Here is a 16,905-nt window from a genome sequence, read left to right as displayed (position 1 = left end):
GCGTCGATCATCCGGCGACAGGCCTGGCAGGTGCCGCACGCCCGGCAGGCACCGCGGACTCGGCGGGTACCGCAGCCCCGAGCCGATCAGCCGCTTCCCGGGCCGCCGCCACCAGCCCCTCCGGCCCCACGACCTCGAACCCCGCGTCGAACCGCAGCACCCAGGACACCACTCCCGCCCACGACCACGACCCCACCCGCACCCGGCACCGCCCCTCGGACACCACCTCCAGCACCCCGTCTTCGAGGAACGGCGCGACCCGCTCGGCGGGCAGGTCGATCAGCACCTCGCCCACGCACGGCCACGCACTGCCGCTGTCCGATCCCCGGAACCGTGCGGCGAGAAACTCCTCGGCGCCGCCGCCCGGCAGCTCGCGCGGCGGGAACGCGTGACCCCCGGCGAACTTCGGCGTGAGCCGGTCCAGTCGGAACACCCGCCAGTCGTCCGCCCCGAGGTCCCAGGCGATCAGGTACCACCGGCCCTGCCGTGCGGCGACGGCGTGGGGTTCGACGCGGCGGGGTGGCCGGGTGGTGTCGTCGCCGTAGTCGAAGGTCAGGGTGCGGTGGGCCTGGACGGCGGTGCTGACGGCTTCGAGGATGTCCGGCTGGACGCGGGGTGCAGGGCCAGCGTCGGTGAACCGGATCTGGTCGAGTCGGTGGCGCAGGTGGGGCGGTAGTACCTGCCGGACGGTGCGCAGGGCGCGGGCGGATGCCTCGTCGAGGTCGATCCCGGCGGAGCGGGTGTGCTGCAGGGCGATGGCGAGGGCGACGGTCTGCTCGTCGTCGAACAGCAAGGGTGGCACCTGGCTGCCGGCGCCGAGGCGGTAGCCACCGTCGGGGCCTTTGACGGCGGTGATGGTGTAGCCGAGGTCGCGCAGCCGGTCGACGTCGCGGCGCACGGTGCGGGTGGTGACGGCGAGGCGGTCGGCGAGGGCGGGGCCGGACCAGTCGCGGCGGGCCTGGAGCAGCGACAGCAGGGTCAGCAGGCGGGTCGGGGTTCCGGTCACCGGAGCAGTGTGGCAGGCAGTAGCGGACCGGAGCTGTCCGCTACCACCTGGAGGGTGGTCCCGTGGTCGTCGGCAGTCGGCGGCCCAGCGACGAAGGGCTTGCCATGAGCATCACGACCACGACCCACCTCAACTTCCCGGGCACGGCCCGGGCGGCGCTTGAGTTCTACCGCTCGGTGCTGGGCGGCGAGCTGACCTGCGCCACCTACGGTGACTTCGGGATGCCGCGGGAGCTGCCGGGTGCGGAGCTGCTGGTGTTCGGGCAGGTGGTGAGCGCCGACGGGTTCCGGGTGATGGCCTACGACATCCCGGGGGCAGCGGCGGGATCGGCTGCCGGTGAGCCGGGGTCGACGCGGCGGGAGAACGGGACGACGATCACCGACCGGTCGTTCTTCCTGTCGCTGCGCGGGGAGTCGCTGGCCGAGGTCCAGGCGATCTGGGACGGGCTGGCGGAGGGCGCGCAGATCGTCGAGCCGCTGGCGGCGTCACCGTGGAGCCCGGGCTTCGGGATGCTGACCGACCGGTTCGGGGTGACCTGGGTGATCGACGTCCAGGAGTGAGACGACGCGGTCGGCCCGGTCCGGTGATGGGCGGGCCGACCGCGGTCGGGTCGTCAGGCGACGGGCGGGGCCGACCGCGTGCGGGTCAGTCCACGTCGGCGACCGCCCGGGTGGGCAGCAGCGGCACCGCGAGCAGGCAGGCACCGATCAGGCCGAGCAGGACGACCAGGGTGACGGTCACCGCGGAGATGTCGCCGTGGGGCAGCTGGGCGAGGAAGACGCTGGTGACCAGGGCGGAACCGATGCCGTTGGCGACCTGCTGGACGGCGCTGAGCGAGCCGCTGGCCGAACCGGCCTCCTCCGGGTCGACGTCGCCGAGGGCGGTGTTGAAGATCGAGCTGAAGCAGATGCCCGCCCCGAGACCCATCAGCAGGGTGGCGATGGCGCTCTGCCACCAGGTGATGTCCAGACCGACGGTCTGCACCAGGACCAGCAGGACGGCGACACCGGCCAGGACGGCGACCAGGCCGAGCACCACCAGGCGGCGGGCGAGCTTGACGATCAGCGCGGCGGCGACGCCGGACCCGGCCATGATGCCGACGGTGAGCGGGATCAGGTTCAACGACGTCTGGGTCGGGCTGTAGCCGAGGCCGAACTGGAAGAACAGCGAGATGACGTACATCAGCCCGCTGAACCCCGCGAAGACCAGCAGCCCGACGACCAGGCCGGCGGTGAACCCGCGGTTCGCCAGCAGGCTGCGGGGCAGCAGCGGGTCGGTGCTCCGCGCCTGCCGCCAGACGAATCCGGCGAAGACTCCCACCCCGACCACGATGGCGGTGATGGACAGCGCACCCCAGCCGGTGCCCGAGCCCTCGATCAGGCCGTAGAGGACGCCGAACAGGGCGATCACCAGCAGCACGCTGCCCAGCACGTCGATCCGGGCGTGCGGGTGGGCCGGGACGGCGGGCAGGTAGCGGACGGCCATCACCAGGGCGACGCCGCCGAGCAGCACGTTGATCAGGAAGATCGGCCGCCAGGACAGGCCGAACAGGTCGGCGTCGATCAGCACGCCGCCGAGGATCGGTCCGGCGACCGCGAACACCCCGAGCATCGGCGCGAACACGCTGAACGCCTTCTGCAGCATCGGCTTCGGGAAGGTCGCCGACATGATCGCCATGCCCTGCGGGATCAGCAGCGCGCCGAAGATGCCTTGCAGAGCGCGGGCGGCGACCAGCAGTCCGGGCGACCCGGCGCACCCGGCGGCGGCCGAGGCCAGGATGAAGCCGGTCATCCCGAGCAGGAAGGTGCGGCGCTGGCCGAAGCGGTCACCGAGGCGGCCGCCGAGCACCAGCAGGGAACCGAGGGCCAGGGCGTAGGCGGCGCCGAGCCATTTGATCAGGCTGTCGTCGGCGCCGAGGTCGGTGACGATCGACGGGGCGGCGATGTTGGTGATGGTCGAGTCGATCAGGTCCATCGCGTCGGCGAGCAGGACGACGATCAGCGTGAGCCACACGGTCCGGTTGGACACGAAGCGGGGCGTCGCGGGGGTCTGGGTGGTGGTCATGGGAACTCCTCAATCGGGACGAACGGCATCGTAACGAACGCGTTCGTCAGGATGCAATGGTGCGTAGGATCGGGCGGGTGAAGCGCCCTGAACCGGTGAGCCGCCGCGACCGCCCCGCCAAGCCCCCGCTGTCCCGTGCCGGGATCGTCGACACGGCGATGGACCTGATGCGGAACGAGGGCGCGAAGGCGGTGACGATGCGCCGACTGGCGACGGCACTGGACACCGGCCCCGCCTCGCTCTACGTGTACGTCCGCAACATCACCGAGCTGAACGCGCTGCTGATCGACCGGCACCTGGCCGAACTCGATCTGGACTGGGACGGCCAGGAGTCCGCCCGGGCACGACTGCACCGGGTGATCGGCGACTACACCCACCTGCTCGCCGGACAGCCGGCGCTCGCCCAGGCCGCACTGGTCACCTGGCCGGAGGGGCCGCACTACCTGGATCTGCTCGAACTCCTGCTCCGTCTGCTCGGCGACCTCGGCCTGGACGCCCCGGTCGCGGCACGGGCGGTCGACCTGCTGCTGCAGCACGCCACCGCGTCGGCGGTCGAATGGGCGGCGCACGCTGCGGTGGACGGCCAGGAGCTGACCGACCTGGAAGCGACGCTGGCCGCCGCCGACCCGACCCGGCACCCGTTGCTCGCGGCGACCGGTCCGGAGCTGTTCACCGTCGGGAGCCCGGGGGCGCGGGCCGGATGGGCGATCGACGTGCTGATCGACGGGGTGCTGGGCGAGCACGCCCGGCGGCTGCCCGACGGCGAGCCCGCCTGAGCGAGCCCGCTCGACAGCGGGGGCGTGCGGGGGTGACCAGCACTACCGTGAGCCGATGGATCCGTGGAGCACCATCGCCCAGGCGCGCTTCGTCTCGCTGACCACGTACCGGCGCAACGGCGACCCGGTGTCGACGCCGGTGTGGATCGCTCCGGAGGGCGACGCGCTCGTGGTCACCTCGGAGGCGTCGACCGGGAAGGTGAGGCGGCTGCGCCACGACCAGCGGGTGCGGCTGCGGCCGTGCGACCGGTTCGGGAAGGTGGCCGAGGGCGCGGTGACGGTGGACGCGCGCGCGGTGATCGCCGGGTCGGACCGGGCGCTGCCGGAGGCGACGGCCGCGCTGCGGAGGAAGTACGGGGTGCAGGTGGCGCTGGTGCTGGGCTTCGAGCGGCTGGTGCGCCGGGTACAGCGCAAACCGGGGGATCGGGTGATCCTGCGGGTGACGCGGGGCTGAGATGGACGGGTCGACGGCGGAGCCGGGGTCCAGCGACCTCGACGAGCGGGTGGTGCTGGTCTGCGGGCCGGCCGGTGCGGGCAAGTCGACCCATGCTGCCCGGCTGGCGGCACGCGGCTACCTCTGGCTGTCCTTCGACCGGTTGGCCTGGGAGTGCGGGTATCGGGAGCACCCGGTGTCGGCGGCGGTGGCTGATCGGGTGCACGCGCTGATCCAGGACCGGATGCTCGCGGCGGTCGGCGCCGGGCAGCGGGTGGTCGTCGACACCAGCTTCTGGTCGCGGGCGTCTCGTGATCGGTACCGGGCGGTGCTGGCGGCGCCCGGGGTGGTGCCGGTGGTGCATCACCTGGTGGCGTCGGAGGCGACGATGCGGGCGCGGGTGGCGGCACGCGGCGGGGCGGGCCCGGATGACCTCCCGGTGACCGGGGAGCGGATGGACGGACACCTGGCCGGGTTCCAGGCCCCGGGGGCGGACGAGGGACCGGTGCGGGTGATCCGCACGGACTGACGCGCCGCCGCCGGACACCAGGCACCGGACACTGCACGGTGCGCGCCGGCTAACAGGTTGCCGTCGCGCGCGTCCGGAGCGGCGCCGACGACGGGAATCCCGTTGTCGGCCACCTGCACCGTGCACGGTCACAGTCCCATAACGAACACAATCGCCCACTTCCCACCATGCCAGCTCATCCGCGTACTGTGACCGTGCACAGCATCGCAAGGGAGCGACACAGCATGAGCGAGTGGACTTGGCCGACCCCGGGGATCTCCTACGGCGGCGACTACAACCCCGAACAGTGGCCCCGCCACGTCTGGGACGAGGACGTGGCGCTGATGCGCGAGGCCGGGGTGAACCTGGTCAGCGTCGGCATCTTCTCCTGGGCGATGCTCGAGCCGCGCGAGGGGGAGTTCGACTTCGGCTGGCTGGACGAGGTGCTCGACCTGTTGCACGCGAACGGGATCGCGGTCGACCTCGGGACGCCGACCGCGGCACCGCCTGCCTGGTTCTACGCCACCTACCCGGACAGCCGGGTGGTGACCCGGGACGGTGTGGTGATCGGACCCGGTTCGCGCGGGATGGTGTCGCCGAGCTCGGCCGCGTACCGGCGGGCGGCGACCCGGATCGCGGGGGAACTGGCGCAGCGCTATGCCGAGCATGCGGCGGTGGTGATGTGGCACGTGCACAACGAGTACGGCGCACCGGTCAGCGACGACTACTCGCCGCAGTCGGTGGCCGCGTTCCGCGACTGGCTGCGCGAGCGGTACGGGTCGCTGGACGCGCTGAACGCCGCCTGGGGCACCGCGTTCTGGGGTCAGGTGTACGGGGAGTGGGAGCACGTCGGGGCACCGGCCGCCACGGCGTCGACGGCGAACCCGGCGCAGCAGCTGGACTTCGCGCGGTTCACCGACCACCAGATGCGGGCCTGCTTCATCGCCGAGCGGGACGCGATCCGGGCGCACGCGCGCCAGCCGATCACCACGAACTTCATGGCCCACCAGTCCTACAACACCGACCTGTGGCGGTGGGCGCGGGAGGTGGACATCGTCTCGGACGACCACTACCTGTGGTCGCCGGACCCGGAGGCGCACATCGGTCTGGCGCTGTCGGCCGACCTGACCCGGTCGGTGGCCCGGGGCAAGCCCTGGGTGCTGATGGAGCACTCCACCTCGGCGGTGAACTGGCAGGGGCACAACATCGCCAAGCGTCCGGGGGAGATGCGGCGCAACGCGCTGACCCACCTGGGCCGGGGGGCGGACGGGATCCTGTTCTTCCAGTGGCGCGCTTCGCGCTCCGGCGCGGAGAAGTTCCACTCCGCGATGCTGCCGCACGCCGGGACCGGGTCCCGGGTGTTCCGCGAGGTGGTCGAGCTGGGGTCCACGCTGGGGTCGTTGGCCGAGGTCGCCGGGTCGCGGGTGCGGCCGCAGGTCGCGGTGCTCTACGACTGGGAGTCGCTGTGGGCGCAGGAGCTGGAGTGGCGACCGTCGGACCGGCTCGGCTTCCGCGAGCGGATGCGGACCTACTACGAGCGGCTGTGGCGGGACGGCGTGACCGTCGACTTCGCCCACCCGGAGGACGACCTGTCCGGCTACCGGCTGGTGGTCGCACCGGCGTCGTATCTGGTGACCGACGCGGCGGCGAAGAACCTCACCGGCTACGTCGCCGAGGGCGGGACGCTGCTGGTGTCCTGCTTCGCCGCGGTGGTGGACGAGTACGACGCCGTGCACCCGGGCGGCTTCGGCACCCCGTTGCGCACGGTGCTCGGGGTGGCGACCGAGGAGTTCCTCCCGATCCGGGGTGCCGCGGAGGTGGAACTCGCCGGTGAGCGGCTGCCCACCGAGGTCTGGGCCGAACACCTGGTGCTGGACGGGGCCGAGACCCGCGGCGTGTACCGGGGCGGTCCGGCGGACGGGATGGCGGCGATCACCCGGCACACCCACGGGTCGGGCACCGGCTGGTACGTCAGCACCGCGCTGTCGGTCGAGGCGCTGGCCCCGGTGGTCGCGGCGGTCTACGCCGATGCCGGGATCGTGCCGCCGGGCCGGCCGGAGGGGGTCGAGGTGATCACCCGGCACGGCGAGACCCATGACTACCTGGTGGCGGTGAACCACCGGGACCAGGACGTGCGGCTGGACCTGGCCGGGACCGAGCTGATCTCCGGTGCGGAGGTCGACGGTCTCCGGCTGGCGGCGGGCGCGACGGCGGTCGTCCGTGCGGGGGGTGATCGCGCAGGCGGACCGGCATGACGCGGCAGTACCCCGCGGCGCGACGAGGCGCCGTGGGCAGTGAGGGCCGCGACGAGGCGGCCCGACGTCGGAAGGACAGCAAGATGCGGAGAAACTTCGCAGTGGGCCTCGCCGCTGTGGCGACGATGACCCTCCTGGCGGCCTGCGGCGGCGGTGGCGACACCCCCGAGTCCAGCAGCGCCGGTGGCTCGGACGGTTCGGGTGCCGAGCTGGTGATCTGGTCCGATGCCGAGCGGGCCGAGGCGATCAAGAACGCCGCCGCCGACTTCGAGGCGGACACCGGCGCGACGGTGACGATCGTGCAGAAGAACTTCGAGGACCTGCGCGCCGACTTCCTGTCCCAGGTGCCGACCGGTGAGGGGCCGGACATCACCGTGGGTGCGCACGACTGGCTGGGCGAGTTCGTCGAGTCCGGCGTGGTGGACACCCTGGACCTGGCCGACCGGGCGGCCGACTTCGAGCCGGTGACCCTGGAGGCGTTCACCTACGACGGTCAGCTGTACGCGCTGCCCTACGCCCAGGAGTCGGTGGCGCTGATCCAGAACACCGACCTGGTGGGGGACACGGCGCCGACCACCTGGGACGAGATGATCCAGATGGCGACCGACGCCGGGTTCGGTGACCGGCCGTTCATCCTCTACACCAACGGCGCCGAGGGTGACATGTACACCTCCTACGCCTTCCAGACGTCCTTCGGGGCGCCGGTGTTCGTGCAGGACACCGACGGGTCGTACACCAGCGAGGTCGGCATGGCCGGTGACGCCGGCGTGGCCTACGCGCAGTGGATCCACGACAACGGTGCCGCGGGCACCGGGTACTTCACCGACACGGTGGACTACGACATCGGCAACGAGCTGTTCGCCACCGGACAGTCGCCGTTCATCGTGCAGGGTCCGTGGACGATCCCGACCTTCCAGGACGCCGGCGTGAACGTCGCGGTGAACCCGATCCCGTCCGCCGGTGGCGAGACCGCCTCGCCCTTCGTCGGGGTGCAGGGCTTCTACCTGTCGGCGCAGTCCAAGAACGCGCTGCTGGCCAACGAGTTCCTGGCCAACTACGTGGCGACCGACGAGGCGCAGCAGGCGCTCTACGACGCCGACCCGCGCATCCCGGCGCTGACCGCGGTGGCCGAGGAGGTCGCCGACGACCCGATCATCGCCGGGTTCATCGCCTCGGCGCAGAACGGCGTCCCGATGCCGAACATCCCGGAGATGGGCGCGGTCTGGGACTTCTGGAACGCGGCGCAGATCGCGCTGATCAAGGGGGAGGACCCGCAGGCCACCTGGACCGGCGCGGTCGGCAGCATCCAGACCGCGATCGGCGGCTGATCCACCCGGACGGGGCGCCATCCCCGCGCCCCGTCCGGCCCCGTCATCGTCCGGCGATCCGAGGAGTCCCCTGCCATGTCCGAAGCACCACCCCGCGAGTCGCACGCCCGGTCGTGGCGTGGGCTGGGCGGCGGGTTCGTGGCGAAGCTGTTGCTGATGATGCTGGTCAACGCGGCCGGCATCACGGCGATCCTGTCCGCCTACACCGCCGGAGCCTGGGTGATCCTGGCCGCGCTGCTGGTCGGGCTGCTGGCCGCCGACTGGATCTACTTCAGCAAGCGCGCCGTCCCGCTGAAGTACCTGTTCCCCGGTCTGGTGTTCCTGGCCGTGTTCCAGATGTTCACGCTGCTGTACACCGGCTACGTCGCCTTCACGAACTACGGCACCGGCCATCTCGGCTCGATGCAGCAGGCGGTGGACGCGGCGCTGATCCAGGACGAGCGGCCGGTGGCGGACTCCCCGCAGTACCCGTTGGCGGTGGTGCGCAATGGCGACGAGCTGGGCTTCGCCATCGTGGATGCTGGCGACACGGGCAGAGTGCGGGTCGGCACCACCGAGCAGCCGCTGACCGAGGTCGAGGGCGCGACGATCGGTGACAACGGCACCCCCGACGTCGTGCCGGGCTGGACCGTCGTCCCGCGGGCCGACCTGTTCACCGACACCGACCTGCAGCAGCAGGTGGTCGCGCTCCGGGTGCCGATCTCCGACGACGCCGAGGACGGCTCGCTGCGCACCCGGGAGGGATCGACCGGCGCGATCTACACCTCCCGGCTGGTCTGGGACGCCGACGAGCAGACCATCACCAACACCGAGACCGGCGTCGTCTACGCGCCCGACGACCGGGGGAGCTTCGTCAGCCCGGACGGCGACCGGCTCGCCGCCGGGTGGTACGTCAACGTCGGCTTCGACAACTTCGTCCGGGCGTTCACCGACGCGACCTACGCCTCGCCGTTGCTCAAGGTGACGCTCTGGACGTTCGCCTTCGCCATCCTGACCGTGCTGACCAGCTTCGGGCTGGGGCTGCTGTTCGCGCTGATCTACAACGACCCCCGGGTGCGCGGCCGCAAGGTGCTGCGGACGCTGATGATCCTGCCGTACGCCTTCCCGGCGTTCATGTCCGCCCTGCTCTGGCGCGGGATGCTGAACAGCGAGTTCGGGGTGGTCAACGAGTGGTTCTTCCTCGGCGCGGACATCGGCTGGCTGAGCGACCCGTGGCTGGCCAAGCTCGCGATCCTCTGGGTGAACCTGTGGCTGAGCTACCCGTACTGGTTCCTGGTCACCACCGGCGCGCTGCAGGCACTGCCCGGTGACGTGATGGAGGCGGCCCGGGTGGACGGTGCCGGGCGGTGGCGGCAGTTCCGGTCGATCACCCTGCCGATGCTGCTGGTCTCCACCGCACCGCTGGCGATCGCCTCCTTCGCCTTCAACTTCAACAACTTCACCATCATCTACATGCTCACCGGCGGTGGCCCGGCGTTCAGCGGGTCCAGCACGCCGATGGGGTCGACCGACATCCTGATCAGCGCGATCTACCAGATCTCCGGGGTCTCCGGCGGTCGGGCCGACTACGGCCTGGCGAGTGCGCTCTCCATCGTGGTGTTCATCGTGATCGGCGTGATCTCCGCGCTGGCCTTCCGCCGCACCCGCAAGCTCGAGGAGATGTGATGACGACCCGTAACCGTCGGTGGTGGGCCGAGGTCGGCTGGAAGTACCCGGTCGGCGCGGTGATCGTGTTCTACGCGGTGTTCCCGCTGGTCTACGCGCTGTCGGCCGCCCTGGACCCGCGCGGTTCGCTGGCCGGGTCGAGTCGGCTGTTCAGCTCGATCGGCCTGGACAACTTCAGCGCGCTGAGCGGCACGATGTTCTGGACCTGGGTGACCAACACCCTGGTGATCGGCGGTGCTGCCGCGTTCGGGGCCGTGCTGATGGGGGCGGCCGCCGCCTACGCGTTCAGCCGGTTCCGGTTCCGCGGTCGCCGTGCCTCGCTGACCACGCTGCTGATCATCCAGATGTTCCCGCAGACGGTGGCGTTCGTGGCGGTGTTCCTGCTGCTGATCTCGCTGGGGAACGTGATCCCGGCGCTGGGCGTGAACTCCCGGATCGCGCTGATCTGCGTCTACCTGGGCGGGGCGCTGGGCGCGAACACCTTCCTGATGTACGGCTTCTTCAACTCGGTGCCCCGGGAGATCGACGAGGCGGCGACCATCGACGGTGCCACCCATGCGCAGATCTACTGGCGGCTGATCATGCCGCTGGTGACGCCGATTCTCGCGGTGGTCGCGCTGCTGGCGTTCATCGCGGCCTTCGGCGACTTCATCCTGGCCCGGATCGTGCTCACCTCGGAGGAGAACTGGACCCTCGCGGTGGGGATGTACCAGTGGGTCTCCAACCAGCTGACCTCGCGCTGGGGACTGTTCGCCGCCGGTGCGGTGATCGGTTCGATCCCGGTGCTGGCGCTGTTCCTGTCGTTGCAGCGCTACATCGTCGGCGGGCTGTCGGCGGGATCGGTGAAGGGCTGATGAGACGACTGATGGTGGGAATCCTGGCCGGGGCGCTGGCCCTGGGAGCCGCTCCGGCGATGGCCGACGACGGGCCGGTGGACGCGGGAATCACCGTGCCCCGGGTCGAGGGGATGGGCGCGGACTGGATCAACGGGGTGGACGTCTCCACCGTGCTGTCCCTGGAGGCATCCGGGGTGGTGTTCCGTGACGAGGCCGGGCAGCCCGCCGACCTGTTCGAGCTGCTGGCCGACCACGGCGTGAACTGGACCCGGATCCGGGTCTGGAACGACCCGTTCACCGCCGACGGGGCCGGGTACGGCGGCGGCAACGTGGACGCGGCCCGGGCGATCGAGATCGGGCAGCGGGCCACCGCCGCCGGGATGCAGGTGCTGGTCGACTTCCACTACTCGGACTTCTGGGCGCACCCGGGGCAGCAGAAGCTGCCGAAGGCCTGGCGCGGGCTGGACCTGGACGGCCGGATCACCGCTCTGCACGACTACACCGCCGACACCCTGGCGTCGATGGCCGCGGCCGGTGTCGACGTGGGCATGGTGCAGATCGGCAACGAGACCACCGGTGGCGAGATCGCCGGGACGACCGGCTGGGACGACACCGCCCGGCTGTTCCAGTCCGGGTCGGAGGCCGTCCGGTCGACCCTCGGGCCGCAGGTCAAGGTCGCCGTGCACTTCACCAACCCGGAGCGGGCCGGCCAGTACGCGGCGGCGGCGAAGGCACTGGACGACCGCGGCGTGGACTACGACGTCTTCCTCAGCTCGTACTACCCGTTCTGGCACGGCACACCGGAGAACCTGACCGCGGTGCTGAACCAGGTCGCCACCACCTACGGCAAGGACGTGGCGGTCGCCGAGACCTCCTGGGCGTACACCCTCGCCGACGGCGACGGGTACCCGAACGTGATCCGCACCGAGCCGTCCGCCTACCCGGCCACCGTGCAGGGCCAGGCATCGGCGGTGCGCGACGTGATGCAGGCGGTGGCCAACGTCTCCGGCGGCCACGGGCTGGGCACCTTCTACTGGGAACCCGCCTGGCTGGCGGTGGGCCCGGCGGACCAGGCGGCCGCCAATCGGCTGCTCTGGGACCGGGACGGGTCCGGCTGGGCGAGCCCGGCGTCCCAGGAGTTCTACGACCCCGACGGCGCGTTGGGTGGGGAGTGGGCCGACGACTTCGGCGGCTCCGGCTGGGACAACCAGGCGATGTTCGCCCACGACGGGACCCCATTGGAGTCACTGCGGGTGTACCAGTACGCGGTGACCGGCTCGGTCGCTCCCCGCAAGGTGGACGCGGTGACCAACCCGGCGCTGACCGTGGTGGACGGTGACCCGATCACGCTGCCCACCACCGTGCGGGTCAGCTACAACGACGGCACCGGCGAGGACCAGGCGGTCACCTGGCGTGGCGACACCGCGTGGATCCTCGGCGCCGGGACCTACCGGGTGACCGGCGTGACCACGGGTGGACACCCGGTGGTCGCCACCGTCACGGTGCTGGCGGATGCGGGCCAGGGCACCAACCTGGTGGTCAACTCCGGCTTCGAGGACGGCGTCGCGCCGTGGACCGGCACCGGGACGGGGTACACGATCAGCTCCACCGACGACCCCTACGCCGGGAACCGGTCGGTGCACTTCTGGTCCGGCAGCGCGTACTCCTTCACCGTGGAGCAGACCCTGACCGGGGTGCCGGCGGGGCAGTACCGACTGTCGGCGCAGGTGCAGGGCGACGGGTCGGGATCCGCCGACGTCACCCGGATCAGTGCCAGCTCCGGCATCTCCTCGGTATCCGCCGACTTCCGGCTCAGCGGGTACCAGAACTGGCAGCAGCCGCAGACGGCACCGCTGGCGGTCGCCTCCGACGGGGTGGTCGTGGTGTCGGCGTCCTTCCAGCTCAGCGCGGGTGCCTGGGGCACGCTGGACGAGGTGGCGCTGGTGGCGATGCCGACCTCGGCCGCCGGGGACGTCGCACCGCTGCGCAGCCTGGTCGACGACGCGGACGCGATCGACCGGGCCGCGTTCACGGCCGCCTCGCTGGTCGCGCTGGACCGAGCGGTCGACCGCGGCCGGTTCGTGCTGGACGCGCCGAGTCCGGGGCAGGCGGCGGTGGACGCGGCGGTCGCCGAGCTGCGGACGGCACTGGCCGGGCTGGAGCGCGCGCCGGATCCGGGCGCCCCGGGGACCCCGGACCCCGGAACGCCCGACCCGGGAACGCCGGACCCTGGGACCCCGAACCCTGGGACCCCGAACCCGGGGACCCCAGCTTCGGGAACCGCACAGGCCCCGGGCACCACGTCCGGTCGCCCCACCTCGCCCGCCTCCACGCTGGCCACCACCGGCTCCGGTATGGCCGGACCAGTGCTCGCGGCCGGACTGCTGCTGCTCGGTGGTGTGGTGGTGCTCGGGGCGGTGCGCGCGGTGCGGCGACGGCCCTCGGGTGCCTGAGCGTCAGGAGGGCGCAGGCGGGAGCGGTCCGGGGGCGACCCGGATCGGCACCCCTGCGCCCTCGGGCACCTCGCGGTCGACTGCCCTCGCTCTGGGCACAACGGGTGACGGTGCGCCCAGCACCGCCCCGACCTCCCGCTCCGCGACCCGGCCAGCCCGTAAGGTCGGGCCCGTGGAGTCCTCGACCGGGCGCAGACGCCCGACGATCCGTGACGTGGCAGCCGTGGCCGGGGTGTCCCGGGGCACGGTGTCCCGGGTGCTGAACGGCGGGCACTGGGTGTCGCCGGAGGCCGAGCAGGCGGTGCGGGACGCGATCCGCTCCACCGGCTACGCGGCGAACCAGCACGCGCGAAGCCTGGTGACCGGCCGGTCCAACTCGGTCGCCTTCCTGCTCACCGAACCCCAGCACCTGCTGTTCGAGGACCCGACGTTCTCCATCCTGCTCCGGGCCGCGGCGGAGGCCCTGTCCGCGCGGGAGATGCCACTGCTGCTGATGGTGGCCGGTGCCCCGCAGGAGCGTCGCCGGATCACCGACTACGTCGCCGCCGGGCACGTCGACGGCGTGCTGCTGATCTCCTCCCACCACGGCAACCCGGTGGTCGGGGATCTGCTGCGCCAGGGCGTGCCGACCATCGCCTGCGGTGAGCCGCTGGGCTACGAGGACCGGATCGGCTGGGTGTCGGCGGACGACTTCGGTGGCGCGCGCACCATGACCGAGCACCTGCTGTCCCGGAGGCGGAGCCGGATCGCGACCATCACCGGCCCGCAGGACACCCCGGGCGGTCTGCGGCGACTGGCGGGCTACCGGGACGCGCTGGGGGAGCGGTACGACCCCGAGCTGGTCGCGCACGGCGACTACACCCGCGCCGGTGGACAGCAGGCCATGCGGACCCTGCTGGACCGGCGACCGGATCTGGACGCGGTCTTCGTGGCCTCGGACCTGATGGCGGCCGGGGCGCTGGCGAGCCTGCGCGAGGCCGGCCGCACCGTGCCGCAGGACGTGGCGGTGGGTGGCTTCGACGACTCGGGCCTGGCGGCCACGTTGGAGCCGCCGCTGACCACCATCCGCCAACCACTGGAACGGATCGCGGCCGAGATGGTCCGGTTGCTGCTCGAGGTGGTGGACGGGGCGGAACCGGCCAGGATCACGCTGCCCACGGCGCTGGTGGAGCGCGGGACGACCTGACAGGCTGTCCCCGCGCGGTCATGCGTATGAGCGCGCGGGGAGGAGAGCCGCGATGGCGCGCACCAGTTCGGGCCGGGTCACCCAGCGCCGGATCGCCGAGCTGGCCGGGGTGAGCCAGGCCACGGTGTCCCTGGTGCTGAACGAACGCGCCGGGAAGAGTCGGATCCCGCCCGAGACCCGGGACCGGGTGCTGCGCGTGATCCAGGAGACCCAGTACGTCGCCGATCCCTCGGCGCGGCGGCTGGCGGGGATGGACAACCGGATCATCGGGGTGTTCACCTACGAACCGGCGTTCCCGACCGGCAGCCAGGACTTCTACGCTCCGCTGCTCACCGGGATCGAGGCCGAGGCCGAACGCGTCGGCTGCGATCTCATGCTCTTCACCAGTGCCCCGGTGCGGGACGGACGGCGGCGCCTCTTCGACGGTCCGACCCGATTGCGGCTGGCCGACGGCGTGCTGCTGCTCGGGCTCACCATGGATGCCGCCGAGCTCGGCCGGCTGGTGGACGGCGGGTTCCGGGTGGTCGCGGTCGGACGTCGTGACGCCCCGCAGATCCCGTATGTGGGGATCGACTACGTGTCCGCCACCCGGGACCTGGTGCGCGGAGCTGTCGAGCTCGGGCACCGCCGGATGCTGTTCCTGCATCTGCCGGCCGGCGGCGAATCCGTATGGGACCGGCGCACCGGGGTCCGCGACGGGTCGACCGGCGCGCACCCGATCGAGGTGGAGGCAGGCCCGGGGCAGGTCGACCTCGCCTGGGCGGCGATCGAGGAGCATGCGCCCACCCTGGCCATCGTGGAGGACGCCGCCCTGGCGGCGGCGGTGCTGGCGCGGGCCCGGGCCGCGGGGCTACGCGTCCCGGAGCAGCTCAGTGTGGTGGCGCTGGGTGCGCCGGGGCGGGCCGAGCCAGGGCCGGAGGAGCTGACCCGGCTCGACCCGCCCCGCACCGAGCTGGGCCGCCGGTCGTTGGCGCTGCTGGCCCGGCTGCTGTCCGCCGACGACCGGCCCGACCCCGAGCAGCTGCGCACGCTCCTGGACTGTCCGGTGGTCGAGGGTGCGACGCTGGTGCCGCCGGCCGGCTGACCGGCGGCACCAGGGGCCTCACAGGTAGAGCACCGCCGAGGTCGTGATGCCGCCGATGGCCACCACCCAGACGTACGGCAGTGTCCGCACCAGCACCTGCTGCGGCTTGACCCCGGAGTACTGCGCCGCCCACACGGTCTGCGTGCTGGTCGGGTCGGAGACGCCGAACACCTGGTTGTAGGAGGTCATCAGGCCGAGGACGGCCATCGCCGGGTAGACCCCGATCGCGGTCATCGCACCGGCGATCCCGGCACCGAGACCGAACAGGTTCAGCGGCCCGCGGTACAGGCAGAGCGGCACCAGGGCGGAGAACACCACGACGTAGAGCACCGGGTTGGTCGGGGTGATGCCCTCGACGATCGGGGTGAGGGCACCCACCGCGCCGGGCAGATTCACCGCGGCCAGCAGCATGCCGATCGCGATGAACAGGGTGATCGGGGGAGCGGCCACCGTGAAGCCGTCGTACAGCGAACGGAGCAGACGGGTCGCCATCTGACTCGGACGGGTGGTGGTGACCACGGCGTAGACCACCCCGGCCAGCAGCGAGGGGATGATCGGCACCAGGAACACCAGCGCCAGGACGATCGGCACCAGCGGCGTGAGCAGCGAGAACCAGGGCGCGTCGCCCAACCGCTGGCGACGGGACGGAGCGCGTCCCCGGGTGGACAGCGCGGCCATCGACCACTCGTGCACCGGGCCGCGCCGACGCGACTCGATCAGCACGTAGGCGATTGCCGCCACCGCCGCGAACGGGAACAGGTAGAGCATGAACGAGCGCACGTCCGGGACCGGGATGTCCAGCGCGGTGGAGAAGAACTGCCACACCGGCAGCTCGAAGGGCACGCCGGCGCCGATGCCCATCAGGATGGTGCCGGCCGCGGTGACCTTGGGGATGCCGACCGCGATCATGGCCGGGATTCCGATCACGCCGGCCAGCAGCGCGGCGGGTGCCGATCCGGTGACCGACCCGCAGAGCGCGGAGACCAGCAGGATGCCGAGCGCGACGACCACGGGTCGGTCACCGGCGAACTCGACCGTCTTGCGGACCAGGGTGCTGGCGATCGCGGTCTCCCGTAGCAGGGAGCCGAGCCATGAGCCGAGCAGGACCGCGATCATGGTGGACGCGAGTTTCACCGCGCCCTCCTGGTACACCGTGGTCAGCAGGCTGTTCTCGGCGCCGGACAGGGACGCCCCGGCGACCAGGGCGATGGCGGAGGCCAGCAGGGCGAGCGCGAAGGCGGTCGGCAGTTTGCCGGTGAGGATCAGGACGACCCCCACCACCATGATGCCGATGATGACGAATCCCACGGG

14 protein-coding genes are annotated in these 16,905 nt (G+C 72.0%); 11 read left to right on the top strand and 3 right to left on the bottom strand.

The genetic code is table 11. The annotated features are described in order from the left end of the window. Window positions 1-7: 7 nt before the first annotated feature. Window positions 8-1,006, bottom strand: coding sequence for a helix-turn-helix transcriptional regulator (locus HGK68_RS08515; RefSeq protein WP_246260215.1), 999 nt, complete (start codon window positions 1,004-1,006; stop codon window positions 8-10). Window positions 1,007-1,110: 104 nt separating this feature from the next. Between HGK68_RS08515 and HGK68_RS08510 the strand changes: the two genes are divergently transcribed. Next, window positions 1,111-1,566, top strand: a complete 456-nt coding sequence (locus HGK68_RS08510; RefSeq protein WP_169165574.1) for a VOC family protein — start codon at window positions 1,111-1,113, stop codon at window positions 1,564-1,566. An 85-nt stretch (window positions 1,567-1,651) separates the two neighbouring features. Here HGK68_RS08510 and HGK68_RS08505 read toward each other — a convergent pair whose 3' ends face one another. Next, complete coding sequence (locus tag HGK68_RS08505; protein WP_169165573.1) at window positions 1,652-3,070, bottom strand: MFS transporter; 1,419 nt, start codon at window positions 3,068-3,070, stop codon at window positions 1,652-1,654. Between the two features lie 77 nt (window positions 3,071-3,147). Between HGK68_RS08505 and HGK68_RS08500 the strand changes: the two genes are divergently transcribed. From HGK68_RS08500 to HGK68_RS08455, 10 genes are all read left to right on the top strand, one after another. Next, window positions 3,148-3,846, top strand: coding sequence for a TetR/AcrR family transcriptional regulator (locus HGK68_RS08500; protein WP_206155724.1), 699 nt, complete (start codon window positions 3,148-3,150; stop codon window positions 3,844-3,846). A 55-nt stretch (window positions 3,847-3,901) separates the two neighbouring features. After that, window positions 3,902-4,300: a PPOX class F420-dependent oxidoreductase gene (locus HGK68_RS08495; protein WP_169165571.1), complete on the top strand. Its 399-nt coding sequence runs from the start codon at window positions 3,902-3,904 to the stop codon at window positions 4,298-4,300. A gap of 1 nt (window position 4,301) precedes the next feature. Beyond that, entirely contained in the window at window positions 4,302-4,808 is a 507-nt protein-coding gene (locus HGK68_RS08490) for a P-loop nucleotide/nucleoside kinase family protein (RefSeq protein ID WP_246260213.1), read from the top strand. 224 nt (window positions 4,809-5,032) lie between these two features. Further along, on the top strand, window positions 5,033-7,042 hold the full coding sequence (locus HGK68_RS08485; protein WP_169165570.1) for a beta-galactosidase: 2,010 nt from the start codon (window positions 5,033-5,035) through the stop codon (window positions 7,040-7,042). Between the two features lie 125 nt (window positions 7,043-7,167). Further along, entirely contained in the window at window positions 7,168-8,370 is a 1,203-nt protein-coding gene (locus HGK68_RS08480; protein WP_246260211.1) for a sugar ABC transporter substrate-binding protein, read from the top strand. Window positions 8,371-8,445: 75 nt separating this feature from the next. Then, window positions 8,446-10,035: an ABC transporter permease subunit gene (locus tag HGK68_RS08475; RefSeq protein WP_169165568.1), complete on the top strand. Its 1,590-nt coding sequence runs from the start codon at window positions 8,446-8,448 to the stop codon at window positions 10,033-10,035. Then, window positions 10,035-10,889 carry a sugar ABC transporter permease gene (locus tag HGK68_RS08470; protein ID WP_169165567.1) on the top strand — a complete coding sequence of 285 codons (855 nt, stop codon included), beginning with the start codon at window positions 10,035-10,037 and terminating at the stop codon, window positions 10,887-10,889. The genes HGK68_RS08475 and HGK68_RS08470 overlap by 1 nt, the downstream gene beginning before the upstream one ends. Continuing rightward, window positions 10,889-13,324, top strand: coding sequence for a glycosyl hydrolase 53 family protein (locus HGK68_RS08465; RefSeq protein WP_169165566.1), 2,436 nt, complete (start codon window positions 10,889-10,891; stop codon window positions 13,322-13,324). The genes HGK68_RS08470 and HGK68_RS08465 overlap by 1 nt, the downstream gene beginning before the upstream one ends. Before the next feature lie 172 nt (window positions 13,325-13,496). After that, window positions 13,497-14,510 (top strand): LacI family DNA-binding transcriptional regulator, encoded by a 1,014-nt coding sequence (locus HGK68_RS08460; protein WP_169165565.1) that lies wholly within the window; start codon window positions 13,497-13,499, stop codon window positions 14,508-14,510. 52 nt (window positions 14,511-14,562) lie between these two features. Further along, the gene (locus tag HGK68_RS08455) at window positions 14,563-15,594 is read left to right on the top strand and encodes a LacI family DNA-binding transcriptional regulator (protein WP_169165564.1); all 1,032 of its coding nucleotides are present in this window, start codon (window positions 14,563-14,565) and stop codon (window positions 15,592-15,594) included. An 18-nt stretch (window positions 15,595-15,612) separates the two neighbouring features. On the opposite strand, the gene HGK68_RS08450 is transcribed toward HGK68_RS08455, so the two are convergent. After that, window positions 15,613-16,902, bottom strand: a complete 1,290-nt coding sequence (locus HGK68_RS08450; RefSeq protein ID WP_169165563.1) for a transporter — start codon at window positions 16,900-16,902, stop codon at window positions 15,613-15,615. Window positions 16,903-16,905 lie beyond the last annotated feature (3 nt).

The sequence above is a fragment of the Cellulomonas taurus genome (assembly GCF_012931845.1).
Lineage (GTDB): Bacteria > Actinomycetota > Actinomycetes > Actinomycetales > Cellulomonadaceae > Cellulomonas > Cellulomonas taurus.
Note: the sequence above shows the minus strand (reverse complement) of the source record. Positions and strands in the feature narration are given on the sequence as shown.